We start from the raw sequence: 20,665 nt of genomic DNA, 5'->3' as shown, positions 1-20,665 counted from the left end.
TTTTCCGCCTCCTCAAGCGGTTTTGGAGCGGATGATAGGACCGGCGATTCGACGTCGCAAGTTGACGAAAGTTCTAAGAAACAAAGCCCTACCCATTAGTGGGTAAGGCGCCATGCGGGGTTGGGAAGAATATAGGTTACTGCGAAGACAGGCGCAGCCGGTTCTCGATGGCATAGCGCGTAAGCCCCGCGGTGCTGCCAATTCCAAGCTTCTTCTTGATGTTCTTGCGGTGAGTTTCGACCGTCGCTTCCGAAATGCCGAGATTCATCGCAATCTCCCGATTGCTTCCGCCTTCAGCCACCAGCACGAGCACATCATTTTCACGCAAGGACAAACCTTCCGACTTCCTGTCGCCGCTGTCGAGCAGTGCTTCCGAAACACCGGAAGAAAAATATGTCCCGCCCGAAGCGACCGCATGGATGGCGGCGACGATTTCGGTCGTCGACACATCCTTCAGCACGTAGCCAGAAGCCCCGCGCATGATGGAGGTCGAGATATATTCGCGGCTATCGTGCATGGACAGCATGAGGATGCGAATGCCCGGCAATTGCTTCTTGAACAGTTCGATAGCGTCGATACCATTGAGAAGCGGCATGTTAATATCCATCAAAACCACGTCGGGATTGACGGAAAGCGCCAGTTCCAGTGCAGCACGCGCATTGGAAGCCGCTCCAGCAATATCGATATCGTCATAGGTTTCGAGCACAGCCCGCAGACCATCCAGCACCAGCGGATGATTATCCACGAGCAATACCCGAATCTTGCATTCATTCGTCATGCGACTTCCGGTTCCCGCCTTCTTTCTGTTGCCGATTTCGGCAAGCGCGCGGTGAGTTGCGTACCATCAGTACCGGTTTCAACCAAGAGTACACCGCCGAAATGTGCCATCCGCTCCTGCATATTTCGCAAGCCAAGCCCGGAAAGCTGATCTTTCAGATCCCGCGCGGTGAAACCATTGCCGTTATCGGCAACCGTCATCGTAACCTTGCCATTCAAACCCCATAGCCGGATTCCTACGTGGCTGGCACCGGAATGGCGCTCGACATTGGTGAGTGCTTCCTGAACCACGCGATAGAGCGCCGTACTTGCCTCCGGCTTCAACGTCTCGTTCAGTCCGCGTGCTTCAAACTGCGTTTCAATGCCGGTCCGCTCCGAAAAATGCTCGCACAGGGCCTTGAGTGCGACGGTCAGACCCAGATCGTCCAGAATGCGCGGACGCAGATCATGCGAGAGCCGCCGCACCTCCTTGATTGCGCCGTTGAGCGCATCCGATGCTTTCTCGATTGCAAGTGGCGCACCGCCACTGCCCATCCTCACCTGACGGCTTGCAAGATCGATGGCATAGCGAACACCGACAAGATTTTGGGAAATACCGTCGTGCAGTTCACGCGCCAGACGTGCCCGTTCTTCCTCCTGCGTATCGATGATGCGCTGCGCCAGCTCCTTCAGCTTGTTGTCGGCCATGCGCCGCTCACGCAGATTGAGCAGCATGCAGGTTGCGAAGACGAGCATCACGGCAGGCACGGCGATCAGACTGACAATGAGGAAGGTCGTGCGGATATTGGCGCGAAAATCCGCATTGGCGGCAGCCGTCTGCACATAGACATCATCAAGATAGACGCCCGTTCCGAGCATCCATTTCCATTTATCCAGACCAACGGCAAAAGAGAGCTTGTCGGCCATTTCGCCACTGGATGGCTTTTCCCATTTATACTGGTGCAAACCTCCGCCTTCCTTCGCCTTGCCGATCAGGTTGGCAATAACGCGATCCCCATCGGGATCGACAAGATTGAGCCAGTTATGGCCGGGCCGAAAGGTCTGGCGCGGATGGACGACATTGTTGCCATCGTAATCATAGACGAAGAAATAACCGTCACGACCGTAATCGAGCGAGGTCAGAATCTCCCGTACCTTTTCCATGGCAGCGGTATCGTCGGGACCAGCCTCGTCGTAAATCTGCTGTATGGAGGAAAGCGCCAGATTGGTGAGATTGAGCAGCTCGGTTTCCTTGGCCTTGAGCATGTTCTTCTCGAAGGTCGCGATACTGCTCTGCACGAGATTTGCCGATTGCCAGGTGATAAAGGCCGTGACCGTCAGAATAGCCACGATGAGCGGCACAATCGCCAGTGCAACGATCTGGTAACGTAGCGTCACGCTTTCTCCTCCCGGTCAGCAGCCCGACTTGTCATCAGGTGACTTTAAGATTCCTGCACCGTCGGGAAAAGAGGATATTGAGCGAAACCTTGTTAAGACAACAAGCAGCCGTTACAGAAAAAATACTGTATATATAACGTATATAACTGAAATATAAACAATAAATCGCAGTTGAAGACACAAATGTTTTATGCTCAATAATATTTTCCTGGACACCGTGTCCGGGTATACGGTCTTGGGACTCATTAATTTTAGAGAGAATATTTTGATGAAAAGCTATCGCGCAATTGGTCTTGCATTCACGCTCGCTGCCATTTCCGGCGCACCAGCGCTGGCGGCTCCGCTTCCTGGTGGAGCAGGTACGCTACAGGAAACCTATCAGGACTGGACAGTTTCCTGCCAGAACCAGAAGGAAACAAGCGTCTGCGTGATGCGTCAGGACCAGAGCAGCACACAGACCGGCCAGCGCGTTCTCACCGCAGAATTGCACAATGTCGCAGGCAAGGTCGAAGGCGTTCTGCTGATGCCATTTGGCCTCGACCTGGCAAAAGGCGCTTCACTCAAGATCGATGATGTTACCGGACCGAATCTCGCTTTCTCCACCTGCCTGCCACAGGGTTGCCTGGCGCCAGTAAGCTTTGAAGCAAAGCAGGTTACAGCGCTCAAGGCTGGCACGAATATCAACGTCACCACGACGGCCCTGAGCCCAAGCCAGCCGGTTGCCTTCAAGGTCTCGCTGAAAGGCTTCGGCGCAGCGCTTGATCGCATCACTGCGCTGACGAAGTAAGTTTCGGGATTACAATCCAAAAGAAGCCATACGCCGGGACGGGCGTATGGCTTTTTTGTTAGGCGGGATGCGCCGAGACATGGGCAAGATGCCTGCGCCACCGCAATGTCATTAACACCGCGACAATGCCGAGACCGGCAGCAAGGCCGAGCCAGATACCCACGCCGCCAAGCTCGAACTTGAATGCAAGCAAGGCACCCAGCGGCAGCCCTACCCCCCAATAGCCGAACAGCGCCAGAAACATCGGTACGCGCGTATCACGCAAACCGCGCAGCATGCCTGCGGCAACGGCTTGCGCGCCGTCAACGATCTGGAAGAGCGCTGCCAGCGCGAGGAAAGTCACGGCCAGTTCCATCACCGGCAGATTCTGCGGATCGTGCAGATCAAGGAAAACGCCGATGAACACGCGCGGAATGAGGATCATGAGCAGCCCCGTGACGGCCATGAAACCAACGCCAAGGGCATAGGCGCTCCACCCCGCATAGGCAATTGCCTTGGGATGGCCTGCACCATAGGCCCTGCCCACGCGCACCGTTGCAACCTGTCCGAAACCGAGCGGCACCATGAAGCTGAGCGATGCGATCTGGATCGCCACCGCGTGAGCCGCCATCGCCGTCGGTCCGATGCGGCCCATCATGACAACGGCAGCATAGAAAATTGAGGTTTCAAACACGAATGTCAGCGCCATCGGAATGCCGATGCGCCACAGTTCGAGCAGGCGGGCCCAGTCGGGACGCCAGAAGCGACCGAACAGGTGATAGCGGCGGAAGCGGCGATGACGCAGTGTGATGAATGCAAGCCCGAGGAACATCATCGTGCTTGACGCTGTGGTGGCGATACCGGCACCGTGCAGTTCCATGCGCGGAAATCCGAAATGGCCGAAAATCAGCGTCCAACCGGCAAGCGCATTGAAGCCGATGGCAAGTGCTGCGATCAACAGCGTCCACATCGGCTTTTCCATGGCCGCAAAGAATGAGCGCAGGACGATATAGCCGAGATAAGGCAGCAGCGCCCATTGCAGCGTATGCATGAAATCGGTCGAACGGGCTGCAATATCCGAGCGCTGGCCGAGAAACAGGAAAATTTCCTCGCAATGCCAGAGCACGATCCAAACCGGGATCGCGATCATGATTGCAGTCCAGAAACCCTGACGCACGGTGCGGCGCACATCGCGCACCGAATGGCGGTTCTTGCCAAGCGCGATGGCGATCATCGGCATCACAGCCGAGACAAGCCCCATCGAGAAGATCATCAGCGTGTGATAGAAGCTCGTCGCCAGCAGGGCCGAGGCAAGCGTATCCGCGCCAAGACGGCCGATGAAGATGACGTCTGTCGCGGTCAATGCTGCCTGCGAAAGATTGGTGAAGATCAGCGGCCAGCCAAGTGTCAGCGCGGCGGCCATCTCCCTGCCCCAACGCTGCATGCCGGTTTCATGGGGCTGCTGAAAACCCGCATTGATTGTCCTGTCCATAGTCCGCTCCCCGAAGCATCCGGGGCCGTCAATCCGCCGGACGTTCCATTTTGATTGAGGCCACGCCCCGGAACATCAGAGACCATGTCAATCTGAGAAGAGGCGCGGAAATACGATCATCGACCGTCCCATGCCGGCTAAGGGTGTCATCGCTCATGAAGCGAACACACCCCATTTTTCGGGTTGCTCAATTTCTATTGGGAACGTTGTGTATGTTCCAGAAACTGATCCGGAGCCAAGCGGGCTGCGCATCGATTTGCACAAAATTAGAGCAACATGGATATCAGACTTGCTCAAAGAAGCAACACGTCTCGAAATGGATTTTTCGTCTCCGGGCACATGGAGGAATGAAATCCTCATTCTGACGCGAAAGCGCAATTGCCCGTCCGATAAAGGATTGACGCTTGCGGCCTAACCGATAGGAATGATTGCATTAATTGCAGGAGGCGTCATGCGCAGCACCAAGGTCATCCATATTGTCGGCTGTCATGCGGAGGGCGAAGTCGGTGATGTCATCGTCGGCGGTGTCGCGCCGCCTCCCGGCAAGACGGTGTGGGAGCAATCGCGCTTCATCGCCAATGACGAGACCTTACGCAATTTCGTCCTGAACGAGCCGCGCGGCGGCGTCTTCCGCCACGTCAACCTGCTGGTGCCACCGAAAGACCCGCGCGCGCAGATGGGCTTCATCATCATGGAGCCTGCCGACACGCCGCCAATGTCCGGTTCGAACTCGATCTGCGTGTCCACAGTTCTGCTGGATAGCGGCATCATTCCAATGCAGGAGCCGGTAACCCGGATGGTACTGGAAGCGCCCGGCGGAATCATTGAAGTGGAAGCTGAATGCCGCAACGGCAAGGCCGAGCGCATCAGCGTGCGCAACGTGCCCTCTTTCGCCGACCGGCTGGATGCTGCGCTTGAAGTCGAAGGACTTGGCACCCTCACCGTCGATACGGCCTATGGCGGCGACAGTTTCGTCATTATAGAGGCGGCCCAGATCGGTATGAAGATCGAACCGGGTCAGGCGCGTGAACTGGCCGAAATCGGCGTGAAAATCACCAAGGCCGCCAATGAACAGCTTGGTTTTCGCCACCCGGAAAAGGACTGGAACCACATTTCGTTTTGCCAGATCACCGAGCCGGTGACGCGTGAGGGTGATGTTCTGACCGGCGTCAACACGGTGGCGATCCGTCCGGCCAAGCTCGACCGTTCGCCAACAGGCACCGGCTGCTCGGCACGCATGGCCGTGTTGCACGCCAAGGGGCAGATGAGGGTCGGCGAGCGCTTCATCGGCAAATCCGTGTTGGGTACGGAATTTCATTGCCGTTTGGACAAAGTGCTGGAACTTGGCGGCAAGCCCGCCATCAGCCCGATCATTTCCGGGCGTGGATGGGTGACGGGCACCTCGCAGCTGATGCTCGATCCAAGCGATCCATTTCCGGGCGGATATCGCCTGTCGGATACCTGGCCTCGGGGCGATTAGATCCCAAGGCCAGCAGAAAAAATCTTCGCCGAAGTAGATATCTCTCGAATTCTCTCAAAAGACCGCCTTTGAACTGCGCCTACCAAAATTATATTTGCAAATGCGTGCCGCCGCGTCGAAAAATGAAGCAATGCTGGCGACAAACAGGAATGTTACTGCCTCTGTCTTTATCGTTACTTTTTGCTGTCAAATCATTGTGTTATTTTGCAGCAACCGTAACCGCTGGAGGGAGTTAAGCCATGAGTAATTCCGAGAAGACGATTTCAACAGTCGAAGCACTGGTTGCGGCCACCGGGGACGAAGCTGTCCGACATATCATTATCAGCGGTGCAATCGACAACCTGCCGACGATCAGACTGCGGCCCGGCCAGACCCTGCAAGGCAGCGGTCGCGATGCGCTTCTTCGTTTTGCAGACAACGATGGTGTGGAGCTTTCTTCAAACAATCGCATCAGCAATATCCGGTTGGAAACATCGCCGGAAAAGCGCGCCATTTTCAATGACACCGCCGTCGATACGATCGGACGCGCCGAACTGGCGGCTGTCACCACAATCGGTCGGGTGCAGATTCTGTTTCGCGACAAGCTGCGCGCCGGGCATGTCGAGGTGGACGGGCTGGACATTATCGCCGCCGATGCGCGTGCGGAAACGGACCGTCCAAAGGGCTATGGCGTCTATGTGCTGCAAGGTGCTTTCACCCTGTGGAACATGCATGCCGACGAAAGCATCATCATCAGCGCCAATCTTGTTGGCCTTTCTGCCGGGCGCGACGGCGCACCGGTGCGCGGCAGCGGAATTTTCGTCAGCGGCGGCGGCGATCAGGCCGGGCGACTGGCGGTGCGGAGCCTCGAAACCGACGCCGTTTATAGCGACGGCGGCATCAAAGCCGGAACACCGGATCAGATTACCGGCGGCGTGTTCACCGTTTACGGCACCTATGTCGATGCGGTGCACAATCGCGGCCCGGTCGTCACATATGGCGTTAATGATATGGTGCTCGACAATTGGGGGACCGTGGACCGCTGGACCGCCGACGCGAAGATCACGTCCTACGGACCAAGCGGCATCGGCTTTGTCAATTTTGGCACGATCAACGAATTGAAGGTCCACGCGCCCATTGAAACCTTCGGTCAGGGTGCGCGCGGTTTCAACGTCTATACCGGCACTGTCGATCTGGCGGAATTTGACCGCGTCATTACCCATGCCGACGGTGCGGTTGGAATTCAGATCAGCCGCCCTATCGGCAAACTGACGGTTCGCCGTGGCATTGAAACTTTCGGCGGAACGGGTCCGTCGCTGGTGAAAGGCGTCGTGGTGGAGCTTTCCGCCATTGGCCTCAGCATCAAGCCGGGCGGATCGGCGCGCGAGATCGATATTGCAGGCGGAGTTCGCACGAACGGCAAGGGCGTTACCCCTATCGAGCAGCATGGAGCCATCGAAACCTTGCGCATCGCGGGCGGCTTTACCGCGGCAAGCGGCGGCTTCGAGACAATCTGACCTTGCTATAAAAAAGGGCATCCATCGCTGGATGCCCTTTTTCAAAACTACATCTTACCGACGGTAAGATTATAACCTCACGCGAAGTCCAGCGCGCGGTCGCCGTTTTCATCCTTGATACGGGATGGCAGGCCGATATGGTTCAGGATGTTCAGGAAAGGCTTCGGGTTCAGCTCTTCCACATTGACCATCTTCTTCACGTCCCATTCACCGGAAGCGATCAGAATTGCAGCCGCAACCGGCGGAACGCCAGCGGTATAGGAAATGCCCTGCGAACCCACTTCGTTGTAAGCGTCCTTATGGTCGGCAACGTTGTAGATGAAGACTTCCTTTTCCTTGCCGTCCTTGGTGCCCTTGACGAAATCGCCAATGCAGGTCTTGCCCGTATAATCCGGCGCCAACGACGACGGATCGGGCAGAACAGCCTTGACCACCTTGAGCGGCACGACTTCCAAACCTTCAGCGGTCTTGACCGGCTGTTCGGACAGGAGGCCGAGATTGTTCAGAACCGTGAAGACGTTGATATAGTGATCGCCAAAGCCCATCCAGAAACGGACATCCGCATTCGGATAGTTCTTGGACAGCGAATGCACTTCATCATGGCCGGTCATATAGGCCTTGCTCGGACCGACGACGGGCAGATCGAACGTGTGGCCGACTTCGAACATCTTGTTCGACTGCCAGGCACCCTTCTGCCAGGAGTAGACCGTGCCGGTGAACTCGCGGAAATTGATTTCCGGGTCGAAATTGGTCGAAAACCAGCGGCCATGCGAACCGGCATTGATGTCGACGATATCGATGGACTTCACTTCGTCCAGATAATCGTCAGCGGCCAGACGCGCATAGGCATTGACCACGCCCGGGTCGAAGCCGATGCCGAGAATGGCGGTGATGCCCTTCTCTTCGCATTCCTTGAGGTGCTTCCATTCATAATTGCCATACCATGGCGGCGTTTCGCAGATCTTCTTCGGATCTTCGTGAATGGCCGTGTCCATATAGGCAACGCCCGTATCGATACAGGCGCGAAGGACCGACATATTGAGGAAGGCCGAGCCGACATTGATGACGATCTGAACGCCCGTCTTCTGGATCAGAGCCTTGGTGGCTTCAACATCCAGAGCATCCAGCGCATGCGCTTCGAGCTTCACCTCGGTCTTGAGGCTCTTCTTTTCATGCACGCTATCGATAATCTTGCGGCATTTCTCAACCGTGCGGGACGCAATATGGATATCGCCCAATATGTCAGAGTTTTGCGCACATTTATGTGCAACAACCTGTGCCACGCCCCCGGCGCCGATAATGAGAACGTTCTTCTTCATTTTCTGTCGATGCTTCCTCTTCCAGCGGTTTCCCGCCATCTGTTAAACGTCCCGATTGCCTTCTCATTCGGAACATGTGGGTTCGTTGCGGTTTAAAAACGCAACAGGATCTTTACGAAAGCGACCCTTCAAAATCCGCGTAATCAAATTCGCGGACAAGTTTGACCGTGCCATCCAGTTCACGCACGGCAATCGCAGGCATTTTCACGCCATTGAACCAGTTTTTCTTGACCATCGTATAACCGGCCGCATCTTCAAATGAGAGGCGGTCGCCGATGCAGAGTTCATCGTCGAAAGTGAATTCGCCGAAAATATCGCCAGCAAGGCAGGACTTGCCGCACACCATATAGCTATGCTCGCCATTGTTCGGCGCCATTTTCGCCTTCTCACGATAGATCAGCAGATCGAGCATATGCGCTTCAATCGAGCTATCGACGATGGCAAGATTCTTGCCGTTATAAAGCGTGTCGAGAACCGTCACTTCCAACGTCGTGGTCTTGGTGATCGAGGCTTCGCCCGGCTCCAGATAGACCTGCACGCCGAATGTTTCCGAGAAGGACTTGAGGCGCGCGCAGAACGCATCGACCGGATAGTCATCACCAGTGAAGTGGATACCGCCACCAAGGCTGACCCATTCAACGCGGTGCAAAAGCGAGCCGAACTTTTCTTCAATATCGGTCAGCATCTTGTCGAAAAGACCGAAATCGGAATTCTCGCAATTGTTGTGAATCATGAAGCCGGTGACGCGGTCCATGACCTTCTCGACCTTCGCCACATCCCATTCGCCAAGGCGGCTGAACGGACGCGCCGGATCGGCCAGATCGAAGCTCGAAGACGAAATGCCTGGGTTCAGACGCAAGCCGCGCTTGATATGTGCTGCCTTGTCGGCAAAGCGCTCAAGCTGACCGACCGAATTGAAGATGATCTTGTCGGCGTGGCTGATGACCTCGTCGATCTCGTTATCGGCATAGGCCACGCTATAGGCATGGGTTTCGCCGCCGAATCTTTCATGGCCGAGACGCACTTCGTTGAGCGAAGACGATGTCGTGCCATCCATATATTCGCTCATCAGATCAAATACCGACCACGTGGCGAAGCATTTCAGCGCCAGCAGCGCCTTGGCGCCGGATTTCTCGCGCACATAGGCAACCTTTTCCATGTTGCGCTTCAGCTTGGTTTTGTCGATCAGGTAGTAAGGCGTCTGGATCATGAGCGTTCCGAGTTTTCTGGCCGGTCGTCCAAGGGGAAATCTGGTCTTGCCAGCAAGGCTGGTTTGCCAAGTTGAGGAAACACACAAGTAGTTTCCCAAATTATTCGAAGGCTTATAGGAAGCTTGTGACAGAAACACAAATCCGCCACAGCATTATCGGGAAAAAATTTCCCCACAAGCTATCGCGGATTACTTCCCACCTTCAGCGGATGAGCTTCATATAGAGCTTTTTGCGGGGATTTGAACCCCTTCCCTCTCGTCCATGCATGCCCTCTCGTTTCATTGAAAGTCTTTGTCCGGACAAATGGCTTCTAGCGACCAACACGGCTCGCTACAATTTCCGCATATCATCAAATTAATTAAACAAGCATTTGCTTGACAAATTATGAGCGCGGGCGTAGCCATTATTTCATGTTCGGGGCGACCTTATTCAGAGCCTGAATCAAAAAGCGGCAGGCCGTGGTGAAAATGGTGATTTTCGAGTACCGGAGCGCAATGTACTTAACGTGCATGAGCACCGGAACACAGAAAAGTGCCATTTGCAGATCGGCCTGGCGACTTTTGGAACAGGCACTCAGGCATTCGCCAGCACAAGGATAGTCAAAGGAAAATGAAATGCAGGATCACAAGCCGACCGCCGGTTGGGGAGATCTGTTCGCAGGTAGAAACGCTATCGTATCGCTGACGCTTGTTGGCGGCGTGGCGCTTCACGCCATCAACGTATTCATCGCTACAACCATTCTGCCCACGGTCGTCGCCGACATTGGCGGCATGGACTATTATGCGTGGAACACGGCGCTGTTCGTGACTGCATCCATTCTCGGCTCGGCTCTCGTGCCGCGCCTGCTTTCCCAGGCAGGCCCGCGCAGCGCCTATCTGATCGCTGCCGTCATCTTTGCTGCTGGAACCCTGACTTGCGGCCTCGCTCCATCCATGCCCGTCATGCTGGCGGGACGCGCCATACAGGGTCTTGGCGGCGGCATGATGCTGGCGCTTTCCTATTCCATGATCCGTATCGTTTTCGACGAAGCGCTGTGGCCGCGTGCCATCGGTCTCGTATCCGGCATGTGGGGCGTGGCTACGCTTGTCGGTCCAGCCATCGGCGGCGTCTTTGCTGAGCTTGGCATCTGGCGCGCCGCCTTCTGGTCGCTTGCGCCGGTGATTGCCGTGTTCACCATCATGGCCATGACGGTGCTGCCGCGTGAATCCGGCTCCGCCGCCAGCAATGACAGGCTTGCCTGGCCGCAGCTCATCCTTTTGACCGCTGCAGTCCTTGCCGTTTCTGCCGGAAGCATTTCATCAGAGATGGCGCTGAATGCCGGCGGTGTTGTGCTTGCGATTGTCCTGCTGCTTCTCCTCGCTGCCGTGGAAAAGAAAGCCAGCCGTCGTATCCTTCCGAAAGGCTCGTTCAGCATTCGGAAGCTCGGCGCACTCTATCTTACACTTGCCTTCCTCAGCGCATCCGTCACCAGTTCCGAAGTCTTCGTGCCGTTGTTCTTTCAAGTGCTGCACAACCAGTCGCCGCTTGTTGCGGGTTATCTGGCAGCCATCATGGGCGGTAGCTGGACACTTGGTTCCATCGGATCGTCGGGGATTGCCGCAGGGCGCACCGACCGCGTCATTCTGGCCGCCCCTGTCATGGGCGTGGCGGGCATGGTAACGCTGGCCGTTCTCATTCCCGCTGGCAGCGATGGACATTGGTACGATCTGCTGCCGATCTGCATCGCACTGGCGATTATCGGTTTCGGCGTCGGCCTGACATGGCCGCATCTGCTGACCCGCATTTTCAAACGTGCCGACGCAGAGGATCAGAACCTGGCTTCCGCCTCCGTGACCATGGTGCAGCTTTTTACGACCGCCCTTGGTGCAGCACTTGCCGGAATGGTTGCCAATATGGCTGGCCTCACCAATCCCGGTGGCTTTGCCGGCACCGCACATGCCGCACTTTGGCTCTTCTCCGGCTTTGCCATTCTGTCTGCACTGGCGTTCGTGTCGGCGCTTGCTCTCGTCCGCAGCGCGAGACAGCCGCAACCGGCGCAATGCTGAAAGGATGGTTAGGGCTGAAAGGATGGTTAGGCGGTAGGCGCAATAACGTAAGCACAGCGGCGCGCACCGGCCAGAATATGCTCGGTGCGATTTACAGAAACATCAGGGCCAAGCACGGCCCTGAATACCTGAAGCTCCGACCTGCAAAAGCCCTGACAAGCATCGGCAGCGGCGCAGATAGGACAATGATTTTCGATGAGCAGCCAGGAACCGTCTTCCCGCTTTTCGGCATCAGCCATATAGCCCTCGGCGGAACGGATGTCGGCAAGTTCCTTCACGCGCTCGTCGAGCGACAAATCTTTCAGGCGCGTCTGGTACTGACGACGCGTCTCAGTCTCGCGATGGGCGATCAGCGTGTCCAGTGCATCGTCTCCAAGAATGGTACGCACCGAATGAAGAAGCTGAACAGTCAGATCAGCATGCGTATCGGGAAAACGTTTGTTACCGGCTTCGGTCAGATCCCAGAACAATGAAGGCCGACCGACGCCTTGCGACACGGAATGCGAGGAAACAAGCCCTTCCTCTGCCAAACGCACGAGCTGTTGGCGAACGGCCTCGCCGGTCGTGCCGAGATGATCGCCAATTGCGGCAGCCGTCTGCGCACCGCGCATCTTGAGCGCCAGCATGATGCGTTCTGCGGGCGAACGTGCTCCCGAAAGGTCTGTATTTAGAAAGTCATTCCTTGACATATTGCCTATTTTCGATTTAAAGAAGCATTATCTTGTTAAATTAAGCGATCCGATCTGAATTATCAAGATAGTTGTATATCAAGGAGTCTAAAATGAGCTTCACTTTGCCTCCGCTTCCCTATGCGACCAACGCTCTTGAAGGCGTCGGCATGGGCACCGAAACACTTGAGCTGCACCATGGCAAGCACCATCAGGCCTACGTAACGGCGCTGAACGGCTTCGTCGAGAAGAACGACGCGCTCAAGGGCAAGTCGCTTGAGGAAATCGTGCTCTTTGCGAAAGACACTGCCGGGAATGGGGCCGATCTCGCTCCGGTCTTCAACAATGCCGGCCAGCATTGGAACCACGATCTGTTCTGGCAGAACCTGTCGGCAAACGGCGGACGCCTTCCGGGTGCGCTGGAAAAGAAGATCGTCGAGGATTTCGGCGGCGTTGACCAGTTCAAGGAAGCCTTCAAGACGGCGGCTGTCGGCCAGTTCGGCTCGGGCTGGGCGTGGCTGGTTCTGGCCAATGACGGCAAGCTCAAGGTCACCAAGACGCCAAATGGTTCCAATCCGCTGGCAACCGGCGAAGGCAAGGCACTATTAGGACTTGATGTCTGGGAGCATAGCTATTATCTCGATTTCCGTAATCGTCGGCCTGACTATGTAACGAATTTCCTCGACAAGCTGGCCAATTACGAATTCGCGGAAGCCACCCTGAAGGCAGCATGACGCGCTTACATTGATTGCGATCAAGGCGTTTTGCCTGCAGTTGATGCAGAACTCCCCGGAGCTGCATGACTGCGGGCAAAATGCGGCAATGACCGATAAAGACTGACCAACCAATCCATTCCATAGGCGCCGTCCTCCCAAGCGGTGCTGGAGCAAGACAGAGACAGTTCCGAAAATGAGCAGCAACTTCAATCAGGAAACCGTCACCGACATCCATCACTGGACCGACACGCTGTTTTCCTTCCGCACGACGCGTGATCCGGGCTTCCGTTTCCAGAGCGGCCAGTTCATCATGATGGGCCTCGAAGTAAACGGCAAGCCGCTCACCCGCGCCTATTCCATTGCCTCGAGCCTCTATGAAGACGGGCTGGAATTCTTCTCGATCAAGGTGCCGAACGGTCCGCTGACCTCCAAGCTCCAACATCTGAAAGTTGGCGACCAGATCATCCTGTCCAAGAAGCCGGTCGGCACGCTGCTCTATGACAATCTGAAGCCGGGGAAAAACCTCTGGCTGCTCTCGACCGGCACCGGCCTCGCGCCATTTCTGTCGATCATCCGCGATCTGGAAGCCTATGAACGTTTCGAGAAGATCATTCTCGTTCATGGCGTGCGTCAGGTGGCAGAGCTTGCCTATACCGATTTCATCGCCAATGAATTGCCGCAGGACGAGTTCCTTGGTGAAATGGTCAAGAACCAGCTCATCTACTATCCAACCGTTACGCGGGAACCCTACAAGAATCGTGGTCGCCTGACCGATCTCATTCGTTCGGGTCAGCTCTTTACCGATATCGGCCTGCCGGAATTCAACCACGACGACGACCGCATGATGCTCTGCGGCAGCCCGGAAATGCTGGCCGAAACCAAGCAGATTCTGGAAGAACGCGGATTCAAGGAAGGCAGCCAGAGCGAAGCCGGACATTACGTCATCGAAAAGGCTTTCGTCGAAAAATAAGTTTTGCAGTTCTGCAAATAGAAAAGGGAGGCAATCGCCTCCCTTTTTTCATTTCAGCTCTTCAAAATCGAGCCCGATATCGAGGTTCGGCGCGCTGTGCGTGGTCCAGCCAACCGAGATCAGATCGACGCCGCTGGCAGCGACCGCCGCCACTGTTTCCGGCGTGATGCCGCCGGAGGCTTCCGAAATAGCGCGCCCGCCGATCACCGATACCGCCTCGCGCAATTGCGCTGGCGACATATTGTCGAGCAGCACCGCATCCACGCCCGTCGCCATGGCTTCATCGAGCTGTTGCAGCGTATCGACTTCGACCTCGATCTTGACCATGTGACCGGCACCGGCCTTGGCGCGTTCGATGGCTTCACGCACGCCACCGGCGACCGCGATGTGATTGTCCTTGATCAGCACCGCATCATAAAGCGCGAAACGGTGGTTCATGCCGCCGCCTGCCCTCACCGCATATTTCTGCAAGGCACGCAGCCCCGGCGTCGTCTTCCGCGTGCAGACAATGGAAGCCTTGGTGCCCTGAACAGCCTTGACCAGATTCGCCGTGGCCGTGGCAATACCGGAGAGGTGACCGAGGAAATTGAGCGCGGTCCGCTCACCCGCCAGAATGGAGCGGGAGGAGCCGGAAACGCGGGCAACATCGGCCCCTTTTTCGAGAGACTGACCATCCCGCGCCAGACGTTCGAATTTGACATCCGGATCGACCAGACGAAACGCCATTTCGGCCACATCCAGCCCGGCGATGACGCCCGGCTGGCGCAGGCTGAACAGCATGGCCGAGCGGTGATCCTCCGGCACCACCGCATTGCTGGTGATATCGCCAGCGAGCCCCAGATCTTCCAGAAGTGCGGCGCGCACCAGCGGTTCGACGACAAGCGGAGACAAGCGCGGCAGGTTCATCATGCAGTCCTTGGAATTCGTTGAAGTAAGCGTTCGGGGGCGGCAATGTCGCGGGCAAGCGCGAATGCCGTCTCGAAAGTGTGGAAGCGACGCTTGGCCTCCGCATGTTTCTGCGGGTGGTCGGTGCGGGCATGGCTGCCGCGCGACTCGCCCCGTTCAAATGCCGCAACCGCAGCGACTAGCGCCACGGCTGCGGCATCGTCGGTCTCCGCGAGGGGGAGAAGGGTGGTGATTGCAGAGCGCAAACCTTCTTCATCACGCAGCAGGCCAAGATGGCTGGAAACAATGCGCCGTACCGGTTCGGGATCAGCACTCTGCGGCAGGCTGACAGGCACGGGATGCCGCACGGCGACCGCCTCTTCACTGCCAAGCGCGCGGGCGGCGCGCAGCCCCATGGCGGCGGCTTCAAGCAGCGAATTGCTGGCAAGCCGGTTGGCGCCGTGCAAACCGGTGCAGGCCGCTTCGCCCACGGCCCAGAGGCCCGGCAGGCTGCTACGTCCGTCGGCGTCGGTCCTGATCCCGCCCATATGGTAATGCGTGGCCGGCCTGACCGGGATCAGATCACCGGACGGATTAATGCCATGCTGTTTGCAAAGCGCATCAATACCGGGAAACCGGGTTGCAAAACGCGCGCCCAGAGCCGTACGTGCATCGAGATAGACCTTACGCCCTTGCGCAATCTCGCTGCCGATGGCGCGCGCCACCACATCACGGGGCGCAAGCTCGCGGCCCGGAACATCCGCCATGAACCGCTCGCCGCGATCATTGACAAGTTGAGCGCCCTCCCCGCGCACCGCCTCGCTGATCAGCGGCAGGCGCGGCGCGGAAACGGCTAGCGCGGTCGGATGGAATTGCACGAATTCCATATCGGCAAGCACAGCGCCTGCGCGGCCAGCCAATGCGGCACCCAATATCGCAGCTTGCCCGAGATTGCCGAGCGGCGTGGTTGTTGCGTTATAAAGTCCGCCGATCCCGCCCGTCGCCAGAACGACGGCGCGCGCTGCAACCGGGCCGACATTTTCAAGACAGGCACCGACGACACGACCATCCTGCCGGATGAGCCGGAGAGCGCGGGTGTTGTCCATGACGGTGATCGAAGGCGTCGCCAGAACCTTGGCGGTCAGAGAGCGCATGATGCCCGCCCCCGTCGCATCACCATCCACATGCACAATGCGATGGCGGCTGTGGGCGGCTTCCAAACCGAGTGAAAATGAACCGTCCGCCTTGCGGTCGAAGTGCACGCCATGGGCTTCCAGCGCGGCAACGACGTCCGCGCCCGCTTCTATGATTTCTGCCGCCACGCCCCGGTCACACAGGCCGTCGCCAGCGGCAATCGTATCGGCCAGATGCAGCGCTGCACTGTCATCCGCACCAACACTTGCGGCAATGCCGCCTTGCGCCAGCGCGCTGGAACCGGACAAGCCGAGGCTTCCCGCTGTCACCAGCAACACCGGCTGCGGAGACAGCGTGAGCGCCGTCATCAGACCGGCAAGGCCGCTGCCAATGACAAGGACCGGGGTCGTAGTCATACCGCCAGCATCCGTTCGACGGCGCGTCGGGCTGGCTCCATCAGTGCTGCATCGACAGTCACTTCATGGCGATTGTTTTCCAGCGCATCGCGAATGTTGGCAAGCGTGATCCGCTTCATATGCGGGCAGAGATTGCACGGGCGGATGAACTCGACATCCGGGTGATCGACAGCAACATTGTCGCTCATCGAGCATTCGGTCAAAAGCACGACACGCTGCGGCTTCTTCTCGCCGACATAGTCCGACATGACCGCAGTGGAACCGGCGAAATCGGCAACTGCCACCACTTCCGGCGGGCATTCGGGATGGGCCAGAACCACCACGCCGGGGTGGCTTTCGCGCAATTCGCGGATATCGTCTGGAGTGAACCGCTCATGCACCTCGCAATGGCCATGCCAGGCAAGAATTTCGACATCGGTTTCGCGGGCCACATTCTGCGCCAGAAACTCGTCGGGGATCATCAGCACGCGCGGTACGCCAAGCGACTCCACCACCTTTTTGGCATTGCCGGAGGTGCAGCAAATATCGGATGCCGCCTTCACGGCAGCAGATGTGTTGACATAGGTGATGATCGGCACGCCGGGATGCGCCTCGCGCAGCAGTGCCACATCTTCCGGCGTGATGCTGTCGGCCAGTGAACAGCCCGCCGCCATATCGGGGATCAGCACCGTCTTGCCTGGATTGAGCAGCTTGGCCGTCTCGGCCATGAAATGCACGCCCGCCAGCACGATCACATCGGCATCGACCTCCGCAGCCTTGCGCGCCAGCGCCAGACTGTCGCCGACAATATCGGCCACGCAGTGGAAGATTTCCGGCGTCTGGTAATTATGCGCAAGGATGACGGCATTGCGCTTTTTCTTCAGCTCAAGAATGGCCGCAACATCGTCTTCGAAGCCCAGCCACTCCGCCTTGGGCAGCACCTTGGCCACGCGGTCATAAAGTTGCGAAACGGAAACATGATCGTTCATGCGCGAGCCTCCCAGCTCATCGACATGCGTTTACGCATCAACCTCACACGAAAGCGTTTTGCGCCTTTGCTGGAAATACGCTGGCATGCCCATTTATACTCAACTTGAGTATTTCATGTTTATGAACTTATACTCGATTCGAGTATATTGTCAATCGCGGGAGATTGGCAGCTTGGCTCCGGCCAGATGGCGCTCGGAAAGGGCGCGTTCCTCGACAATCGAGTAGCGGAAACGGAACAGTTTTGCCGGGCGACCGCCTGTTTCACTGTCGCTTTCGCCGGTTTCCTCGACGAGATCCTGCTGCTCGATCAGGCGGCGGAAATTCTGCTTGTGCAGGCGCAGACCCGCCAGCGCTTCGACAGTCCGTTGGAGTTGTAAAAGCGTAAAACTGTCCGGCATCAGCTCAAACACCACCGGGCGATATTTGATCTTGGCGCGCAGCCGCGCAATCGCCGTGGCGAGGATGCGGCGATGATCGGCAAACATGGAGCGACCGTTCTCGTCTTCCTTCATCCCGGCTTCCGCCACCAGCCCTGCCTCGAACAGCAACTCATAGCGTTGCAGCACGAGGTCTTCGTTCCAGCGCCCGCCCCACTCTCCATTGTCGAAGCCGAAGGTGAACGAGATGCGCCGCATGCGCTGCGCGGTCAGTTCCGGCGTTTCGGCCCGATAGGCCCAGACAAGGAGCGCATTGTTGAGATGCTCCATGATGGCCGGTTCGCCCTGACGGTGATCTTCCCACGGCAGATAATCATACCAGCCGCGCCAGCCCGCCTGCCCTGCCGCCGCATCGCTTTCGCGCACAAGGCCGAGATAGCTGATCGAGATGATGCGTTCGCCCTGTGCGTGACGGTCACGGTCGGCAAAAGTGTAGAGCTGCTCCAGATAGCCGACCGGATGCGCGGTTTCCGACTGTACCCAGGCGCGCAGACCGGATTGCAACGAACGGTGCTCGCTTTCGAACGGGCCGGATGGCAGGGCTTGCCCCTGTCGTACAGTCATGACGCGCGGCTGTTCGCTGGTTACGGCGGCCAGCACGGCAATCAGTTCGGTATGGGCAATATCGTCGGTCACAGCAACTCCGGAAAACACTTCCGACATTGAACGCGATTGACGAATAATTACAAGGCGCTACCGCCACTCGGCACAGAATTTAAGGGCTAAGTTTTCGGCTTAGTGCCGAAAACATGCTCCGGTCCCGGGAATGCGCGCGCCCGCACCTCCTCGGCATAGGCTTTAGCCGCATCGGACACTTGCGGCGCCAGTTGAGCAAAGCGCTTCACGAAGCGCGGTGTGAAATCCTGAAACAGCCCCAGCATATCGTCCGAAACCAATATCTGCCCGTCGCAGGCAGCCGAAGCACCAATGCCAACCGTCGGGACGGAAAGCGATGCGGTGATCTCGCGCGCCAGCGGCTCTACTGTGCCCTCAATGACCAGCGCAAACACACCGGCATCGGCGATGGCCTGCGCATCGCGACGAATACGGTCGGCCTCATCGTCGTCGCGTCCGAGCGAGCGGAAGCCGCCAACCGTATTGACCTGTTGCGGCATCAGGCCGACATGACCGAACACCGGAATACCGCGCCGGACCAGAAAATCGACCGTTTCGGCCATTTCCTCACCGCCTTCAAGCTTGACGCCGTCGCAGCCGGTTTCCTGCATCACGCGGGCGGCATTGCGGAACGCCTGTTCCTTCGATTCCTGATAGGAACCGAACGGCATATCGACGATGACACAGGCCGTCTCGGCCCCGCGCATCACCGCTTGCCCATGGGCGATCATCATATCGAGCGTGACAGCAAGCGTGGAATCCATGCCGTAAAGCACCATGCCGAGCGAGTCCCCCACCAGCAGCAGGTCGCAATGCGGATCGAGCAGCCGCGCAATCGGCGTCGTATAGGCGGTGAGACTGACAATCGGGCGTTCGCCCTTCAGGGCCGAAATGGCCTTCGGCGTCAGTCGCTTCTGTTTGACGGGTGCGCTCATCTCAGGCCGCCTGTTCCTGTGCGACATGCGCAATGACGCGATTGTCGAGGAGCCGCGTTGTGCCAAGCCGCACGAACAGCGCAATCAGCACGGGCCGCCCCTGCACCGCCGTCAGGCGCTCCAGCGTTTCGGGGTCGCGCAGCGCCACAACTTCCGGCGTCGCCAGCGGTTCTGTGGCGATAAACGCACGAATTGCCGCTTCCAGCGCATCGGGGTCGTCCACACCGGACCGATAAAGCCGCTCGGCTTCGTCGAGCGCTTTCGGCACGATGATCGCGGCAGCGCGCTGTTCCGCCGACAGATAGACGTTGCGCGACGAACAGGCGAGCCCGTCATCCTCCCGCACGGTCTTGACGCCAACCACACGCACGGGAATGGCCATGTCGTCCACCATACGGCGGATGATGACGAGTTGCTGAAAATCCTTCTCGCCGAAATAAGCGGCGTCCGGACCGACGATGTTGAAAAGCTTGCTGACTACCGTTGCGACGCCGGCGAAGTGACCGGGGCGCGCCTCGCCTTCCATCTGGTTGCCAAGGGTGGGCACATCCACCACGGTCTGCATCGGGCGCGGATACATGTCGCTGACTGCTGGCGCGAAGACGTAATCGACCTCTGCTCCGCGCAATAGAGTGGCATCGCGCTCCAGATCACGCGGATACTTATCGAGATCTTCATTCGCGCCAAATTGCAGCGGATTGACGAAAATCGACACGACAGTCACGTCGTTTTCCGCTCTGGAGCGATGAACCAACTCAAGATGGCCTTTATGGAGATAACCCATGGTCGGCACGAAGCCGATGCGTTTTCCAGCCCGCCTTGCAGGCGCCAAAGCCTGACGCAATTCCTCAATGGTGCGGATGATCTGCATGAGGTCCTCCTCGCGGCCCGAATTTATTGGCCGCGAGTCCTACAGCGTCAGCTCAAATATGACAACTGTGGAGGCGAAGCGTTCTC

The 20,665-nt window shown here is 57.7% G+C and carries 18 protein-coding genes and 1 pseudogene; 6 read left to right on the top strand and 13 right to left on the bottom strand.

Annotated elements, in window-relative coordinates; genetic code table 11:
• Nucleotides 1-136 precede the first annotated feature (136 nt).
• Nucleotides 137-778 carry a two-component system response regulator MctR gene (gene mctR, locus F9K91_RS05695; protein WP_061345031.1) on the bottom strand — a complete coding sequence of 214 codons (642 nt, stop codon included), beginning with the start codon at nt 776-778 and terminating at the stop codon, nt 137-139.
• The gene (gene mctS / locus F9K91_RS05690) at nt 775-2,154 is read right to left on the bottom strand and encodes a two-component system sensor histidine kinase MctS (protein ID WP_151554324.1); all 1,380 of its coding nucleotides are present in this window, start codon (nt 2,152-2,154) and stop codon (nt 775-777) included. The genes mctR and mctS overlap by 4 nt, the downstream gene beginning before the upstream one ends.
• Nucleotides 2,155-2,422: 268 nt before the next feature.
• On the opposite strand from mctS, the gene F9K91_RS05685 reads away from it, so the two are divergent.
• Nucleotides 2,423-2,941 carry an invasion associated locus B family protein gene (locus F9K91_RS05685; protein WP_151677396.1) on the top strand — a complete coding sequence of 173 codons (519 nt, stop codon included), beginning with the start codon at nt 2,423-2,425 and terminating at the stop codon, nt 2,939-2,941.
• A 58-nt stretch (nt 2,942-2,999) separates the two neighbouring features.
• Here F9K91_RS05685 and F9K91_RS05680 read toward each other — a convergent pair whose 3' ends face one another.
• On the bottom strand, nt 3,000-4,412 hold the full coding sequence (locus tag F9K91_RS05680) for an MATE family efflux transporter (RefSeq protein WP_151652423.1): 1,413 nt from the start codon (nt 4,410-4,412) through the stop codon (nt 3,000-3,002).
• 451 nt (nt 4,413-4,863) lie between these two features.
• Between F9K91_RS05680 and F9K91_RS05675 the strand changes: the two genes are divergently transcribed.
• Together F9K91_RS05675 and F9K91_RS05670 are read left to right on the top strand one after the other, a co-directional pair.
• Nucleotides 4,864-5,892: a trans-3-hydroxy-L-proline dehydratase gene (locus tag F9K91_RS05675; RefSeq protein WP_151677395.1), complete on the top strand. Its 1,029-nt coding sequence runs from the start codon at nt 4,864-4,866 to the stop codon at nt 5,890-5,892.
• 239 nt (nt 5,893-6,131) lie between these two features.
• Nucleotides 6,132-7,388, top strand: a complete 1,257-nt coding sequence (locus F9K91_RS05670; protein WP_151677394.1) for a hypothetical protein — start codon at nt 6,132-6,134, stop codon at nt 7,386-7,388.
• Nucleotides 7,389-7,465: 77 nt separating this feature from the next.
• Here the strand turns inward: F9K91_RS05670 and F9K91_RS05665 are convergent, their stop codons facing one another.
• The 3 genes and pseudogenes from F9K91_RS05665 to F9K91_RS05655 all read right to left on the bottom strand — a co-directional run.
• A complete protein-coding gene (locus F9K91_RS05665; RefSeq protein WP_138786032.1) occupies nt 7,466-8,707 on the bottom strand; it encodes a saccharopine dehydrogenase family protein in 1,242 nt (413 codons plus the stop codon).
• 112 nt (nt 8,708-8,819) lie between these two features.
• On the bottom strand, nt 8,820-9,917 hold the full coding sequence (gene nspC / locus F9K91_RS05660; RefSeq protein ID WP_151677393.1) for a carboxynorspermidine decarboxylase: 1,098 nt from the start codon (nt 9,915-9,917) through the stop codon (nt 8,820-8,822).
• A 410-nt stretch (nt 9,918-10,327) separates the two neighbouring features.
• Nucleotides 10,328-10,456: pseudogene (locus tag F9K91_RS05655) on the bottom strand (flagellar basal body P-ring protein FlgI); the annotation flags it as partial.
• 76 nt (nt 10,457-10,532) lie between these two features.
• On the opposite strand from F9K91_RS05655, the gene F9K91_RS05650 reads away from it, so the two are divergent.
• The gene (locus F9K91_RS05650; protein WP_151677392.1) at nt 10,533-11,963 is read left to right on the top strand and encodes an MFS transporter; all 1,431 of its coding nucleotides are present in this window, start codon (nt 10,533-10,535) and stop codon (nt 11,961-11,963) included.
• Between the two features lie 26 nt (nt 11,964-11,989).
• Here F9K91_RS05650 and F9K91_RS05645 read toward each other — a convergent pair whose 3' ends face one another.
• The gene (locus F9K91_RS05645; RefSeq protein ID WP_151554430.1) at nt 11,990-12,589 is read right to left on the bottom strand and encodes a helix-turn-helix transcriptional regulator; all 600 of its coding nucleotides are present in this window, start codon (nt 12,587-12,589) and stop codon (nt 11,990-11,992) included.
• 155 nt (nt 12,590-12,744) lie between these two features.
• Here F9K91_RS05645 and F9K91_RS05640 point away from each other — a divergent pair, with 155 nt between their 5' ends.
• Together F9K91_RS05640 and F9K91_RS05635 are read left to right on the top strand one after the other, a co-directional pair.
• Complete coding sequence (locus tag F9K91_RS05640; protein ID WP_151652427.1) at nt 12,745-13,365, top strand: superoxide dismutase; 621 nt, start codon at nt 12,745-12,747, stop codon at nt 13,363-13,365.
• 175 nt (nt 13,366-13,540) lie between these two features.
• On the top strand, nt 13,541-14,317 hold the full coding sequence (locus F9K91_RS05635; protein WP_012090725.1) for a ferredoxin--NADP reductase: 777 nt from the start codon (nt 13,541-13,543) through the stop codon (nt 14,315-14,317).
• Nucleotides 14,318-14,365: 48 nt separating this feature from the next.
• Here the strand turns inward: F9K91_RS05635 and nadC are convergent, their stop codons facing one another.
• From nadC to panC, 6 genes are all read right to left on the bottom strand, one after another.
• A complete protein-coding gene (gene nadC, locus F9K91_RS05630) occupies nt 14,366-15,223 on the bottom strand; it encodes a carboxylating nicotinate-nucleotide diphosphorylase (RefSeq protein WP_151677405.1) in 858 nt (285 codons plus the stop codon).
• Entirely contained in the window at nt 15,223-16,752 is a 1,530-nt protein-coding gene (locus tag F9K91_RS05625; RefSeq protein ID WP_151677391.1) for an L-aspartate oxidase, read from the bottom strand. The genes nadC and F9K91_RS05625 overlap by 1 nt, the downstream gene beginning before the upstream one ends.
• On the bottom strand, nt 16,749-17,720 hold the full coding sequence (nadA, locus tag F9K91_RS05620; protein WP_138786027.1) for a quinolinate synthase NadA: 972 nt from the start codon (nt 17,718-17,720) through the stop codon (nt 16,749-16,751). The genes F9K91_RS05625 and nadA overlap by 4 nt, the downstream gene beginning before the upstream one ends.
• A 150-nt stretch (nt 17,721-17,870) precedes the next feature.
• Nucleotides 17,871-18,821: an NUDIX hydrolase gene (locus F9K91_RS05615; RefSeq protein ID WP_078337943.1), complete on the bottom strand. Its 951-nt coding sequence runs from the start codon at nt 18,819-18,821 to the stop codon at nt 17,871-17,873.
• 59 nt (nt 18,822-18,880) lie between these two features.
• A complete protein-coding gene (gene panB, locus F9K91_RS05610; protein WP_151652430.1) occupies nt 18,881-19,708 on the bottom strand; it encodes a 3-methyl-2-oxobutanoate hydroxymethyltransferase in 828 nt (275 codons plus the stop codon).
• Between the two features lies 1 nt (nt 19,709).
• Nucleotides 19,710-20,579, bottom strand: a complete 870-nt coding sequence (panC, locus tag F9K91_RS05605; protein ID WP_151652431.1) for a pantoate--beta-alanine ligase — start codon at nt 20,577-20,579, stop codon at nt 19,710-19,712.
• Nucleotides 20,580-20,665 lie beyond the last annotated feature (86 nt).

Source organism: Brucella tritici, from assembly GCF_008932295.1.
GTDB classification, from domain to species: domain Bacteria; phylum Pseudomonadota; class Alphaproteobacteria; order Rhizobiales; family Rhizobiaceae; genus Brucella; species Brucella tritici.
Note: the sequence above shows the minus strand (reverse complement) of the source record. Positions and strands in the feature narration are given on the sequence as shown.

Bases quoted from the DNA above. Each gene is read 5' to 3' on its own strand.
- mctR (WP_061345031.1), bottom strand. From the start codon at position 778: ATGACGAATGAATGCAAGATTCGGGTATTGCTCGTGGATAATCATCCG.
- F9K91_RS05685 (WP_151677396.1), top strand. From the start codon at position 2,423: ATGAAAAGCTATCGCGCAATTGGTCTTGCATTCACGCTCGCTGCCATT.
- F9K91_RS05680 (WP_151652423.1), bottom strand. From the start codon at position 4,412: ATGGACAGGACAATCAATGCGGGTTTTCAGCAGCCCCATGAAACCGGC.
- F9K91_RS05675 (WP_151677395.1), top strand. From the start codon at position 4,864: ATGCGCAGCACCAAGGTCATCCATATTGTCGGCTGTCATGCGGAGGGC.
- F9K91_RS05670 (WP_151677394.1), top strand. From the start codon at position 6,132: ATGAGTAATTCCGAGAAGACGATTTCAACAGTCGAAGCACTGGTTGCG.
- F9K91_RS05665 (WP_138786032.1), bottom strand. From the start codon at position 8,707: ATGAAGAAGAACGTTCTCATTATCGGCGCCGGGGGCGTGGCACAGGTT.
- nspC (WP_151677393.1), bottom strand. From the start codon at position 9,917: ATGATCCAGACGCCTTACTACCTGATCGACAAAACCAAGCTGAAGCGC.
- F9K91_RS05650 (WP_151677392.1), top strand. From the start codon at position 10,533: ATGCAGGATCACAAGCCGACCGCCGGTTGGGGAGATCTGTTCGCAGGT.
- F9K91_RS05645 (WP_151554430.1), bottom strand. From the start codon at position 12,589: ATGCTGGCGCTCAAGATGCGCGGTGCGCAGACGGCTGCCGCAATTGGC.
- F9K91_RS05640 (WP_151652427.1), top strand. From the start codon at position 12,745: ATGAGCTTCACTTTGCCTCCGCTTCCCTATGCGACCAACGCTCTTGAA.
- F9K91_RS05635 (WP_012090725.1), top strand. From the start codon at position 13,541: ATGAGCAGCAACTTCAATCAGGAAACCGTCACCGACATCCATCACTGG.
- nadC (WP_151677405.1), bottom strand. From the start codon at position 15,223: ATGAACCTGCCGCGCTTGTCTCCGCTTGTCGTCGAACCGCTGGTGCGC.
- F9K91_RS05625 (WP_151677391.1), bottom strand. From the start codon at position 16,752: ATGACTACGACCCCGGTCCTTGTCATTGGCAGCGGCCTTGCCGGTCTG.
- nadA (WP_138786027.1), bottom strand. From the start codon at position 17,720: ATGAACGATCATGTTTCCGTTTCGCAACTTTATGACCGCGTGGCCAAG.
- F9K91_RS05615 (WP_078337943.1), bottom strand. From the start codon at position 18,821: ATGTCGGAAGTGTTTTCCGGAGTTGCTGTGACCGACGATATTGCCCAT.
- panB (WP_151652430.1), bottom strand. From the start codon at position 19,708: ATGAGCGCACCCGTCAAACAGAAGCGACTGACGCCGAAGGCCATTTCG.
- panC (WP_151652431.1), bottom strand. From the start codon at position 20,579: ATGCAGATCATCCGCACCATTGAGGAATTGCGTCAGGCTTTGGCGCCT.